Annotated in this window: 2 protein-coding genes and 1 pseudogene; 2 read left to right on the top strand and 1 reads right to left on the bottom strand. The window is 63.5% G+C overall.

Annotated features, from left to right (window positions below; translation table 11 throughout):
* Positions 1–662, top strand: a pseudogene (locus AB4Y86_RS16625) (AAA family ATPase); the annotation flags it as partial.
* A 37-nt stretch (positions 663–699) separates the two neighbouring features.
* Positions 700–2,013 (top strand): tyrosine--tRNA ligase, encoded by a 1,314-nt coding sequence (tyrS, locus tag AB4Y86_RS16620; protein WP_441403277.1) that lies wholly within the window; start codon positions 700–702, stop codon positions 2,011–2,013.
* Positions 2,014–2,258: 245 nt separating this feature from the next.
* Here the strand turns inward: tyrS and AB4Y86_RS16615 are convergent.
* Positions 2,259–2,523, bottom strand: a 265-nt coding sequence (locus AB4Y86_RS16615; RefSeq protein ID WP_441403276.1) for a hypothetical protein, incomplete at its 5' end; no start/stop codon positions are given.

The raw sequence follows: 2,523 nt of genomic DNA, 5'->3' as shown, positions 1-2,523 counted from the left end.
AGGCACAGGAACTCTCACCGATGCAATGGCGGCTGCTGGTGCGCCGCTGCCCGCTGAAGTCCTTCACGATCGTCGGCGACATCGCCCAGACCAGCTCGGTGGCCGGCGCGAAATCCTGGCAGAGCGCCCTGGCTCCGATGTTCGGGGACCGCTGGCAGCTCGAAGAGCTCACCGTCAATTACCGCACCCCGTCACAGATCGCCGAGGCGGCCGCCCGGATGGCCAACGCCGCCGGACTCGTCGTCTCCGCGCCCAAGGCGGTCCGCGAGGGCCGCTGGTCGCCGGTGATCGACCGCGTCGAGCCCGGCGCGATCGTCGACAGGCTCCTTGCGATCATCCCCGAGGAACTGGACCTGCTCGAAGGCGGCCTGCTGGCGGTGATCGCCGACGGTGCGCTGCTGCCGGAGGCCACCGCCGCGCTGCGGGGCGCCTACGGCCGCCGCGTCGGCACCGGTGCCGGCAGCTACGAACAGGACATCGTCGTGATCAGCCCCCGCGAGGCCAAGGGGCTGGAGTTCGACGGCGTCGTGGTGCTGGAGCCGTCGGCGATGCTGAACCATGAGCACGGCAGGGTGGGGGACCTATACGTGGCGATGACCCGGCCCACCCAGCGCCTGCGCCTCATCGCGGCCGCCGGCGTGCCGGCGGGCATCGAAGAATAGGCCGTCCGGCCGCGCCGATCCTGCTAACTTAGATTCCGTGTCCCAGCTAAATGATCTTCAGTCCCAGCAGAACGACCCCAGCTTCGCCAACATTTGGCAGGAGCTAAAGTGGCGCGGGCTCGTGCACGTTTCCACCGACGAGGCAGAGCTGGAGAAACTACTCGCCGGCGACCCCGCAACGTACTACTGCGGCTTCGACCCCACCGCCCCGAGCCTGCACCTGGGCAACCTCGTGCAGTTGCTCCTGATGCGTCGGCTGCAGCTCGCCGGGCACAAGCCTTTGGGCCTGGTGGGAGGCTCCACCGGGCTGATCGGTGATCCCCGGCAGACCGCCGAGCGGGTCCTCAACACGCCGGAGACGGTGGCGGAATGGGTCGGCAGGCTGCAGGGACAGGTCCAGCGGTTCCTCAGCTTCGAGGGCGACAACGCGGCGCGGATGGTCAACAACCTCGATTGGACCGCGCCGCTGAGCGCCATCGATTTCCTGCGCGGGATCGGAAAGCACTTCCGCGTCGGCACGATGATCAAAAAGGACATCGTGGCCACACGCCTGAACTCCGACGAGGGCATCAGCTACACGGAGTTCAGCTACCAGATCCTGCAGGGCATGGACTACCTGCAACTGTTCCGCGACTACGGCTGTGTGCTGCAAACCGGCGGTTCGGACCAGTGGGGCAACCTCACCAGCGGCACCGACCTGATCCGCAAGGTTGAAGGCAAGCATGTTCACGCCCTGGGCACGCCGCTGATCACCAACTCGGACGGCACCAAGTTCGGCAAGAGTGAGGGCAACGCCATCTGGCTGGACGCCGACATGTGCAGCCCGTACGCGTTCTACCAGTTCTGGCTCAACACCACCGACGCCGACGTCGTAGCCCGGCTCAAGGTGTTCACCTTCCTCAGCCGCGCCGAGATCGAAGCCCTCGAAGCCTCGGTCGCCGAACGGCCGTTTGCCCGTGAAGGCCAGCGGAAACTCGCTTACGAGGTCACCTCGCTGGTGCACGGCGTGGAGGCCACCGAGAAGGTCATTGCGGCCTCGGCCGCGGTGTTTGGCGGCGGGGATTTGACCGTCCTGGACGCGTCGAGCCTGCAGGCCGCTACCGCGGAACTGCCCAGCGCCACTGTGGACAGTGCCGGCCTCGGCATCATCGATCTGCTCGTTGCCACCGGGCTCTCCGAGAGTAAATCGGCCGCCCGGCGCACCGTGGGGGAGGGTGGCGCCTACGTGAACAACACCAAAATCTCCGACCCCGACGCCGTAATCGCACCGGAGGAGCTTCTGCACGGGCGCTACCTGCTGCTGCGCCGCGGCAAGAAGAACCTGGCGACGGTCGAGGTTTCCGGACCGTAACCGGCGCTCGTCTTGGCTATTCCGCCGTACTGCCGGCGCCGCCGGCGGGGCCATCCCGCGGGTCGCCTGTGGCGGCTCATTGCACGCTCCTTCTCGGCCGATTTGCGGTGTCGCGGGGGAGCGTGTATCGTTTTCTGAGTCGCCGCCACCGAGTGGCGACAGACCCCCAACAAAATGAAGTGATTCTTCCTGCGTCAAAAACTGGAAATCGAAATTGCTTCACATTTTGCTGGGCGGATTCGGTTCTACAGAGTGAATTTCGGAAGAATAACCGGGTTTGCAAAGTTGAAATGAATGAAATAAGCTAAGAACATAGCAGCGAAGAAAAGCGAAGCGAATAACTTTACCGAGTGAATTGTTTCGACAAGTATTTGAATGTGTCTGTTGTTTGAGAACTCAATAGTGTGCCAAGTTTGTTGATACCAATTTATTGTATTGAATTGGTTGAATTTGCCGGACCCGCCACCCCGTGGTGTGGTCTGGTGTTTTTGGCTGGTTTCAAATTTTGTG

This window comes from Arthrobacter sp. 2YAF22_2, assembly GCF_052114645.1.
In the GTDB taxonomy this organism is placed as follows: domain Bacteria; phylum Actinomycetota; class Actinomycetes; order Actinomycetales; family Micrococcaceae; genus Arthrobacter.
The sequence above is the reverse complement of the archived record's forward strand: the minus strand, read 5'-3'. Positions and strand labels throughout refer to the sequence as shown.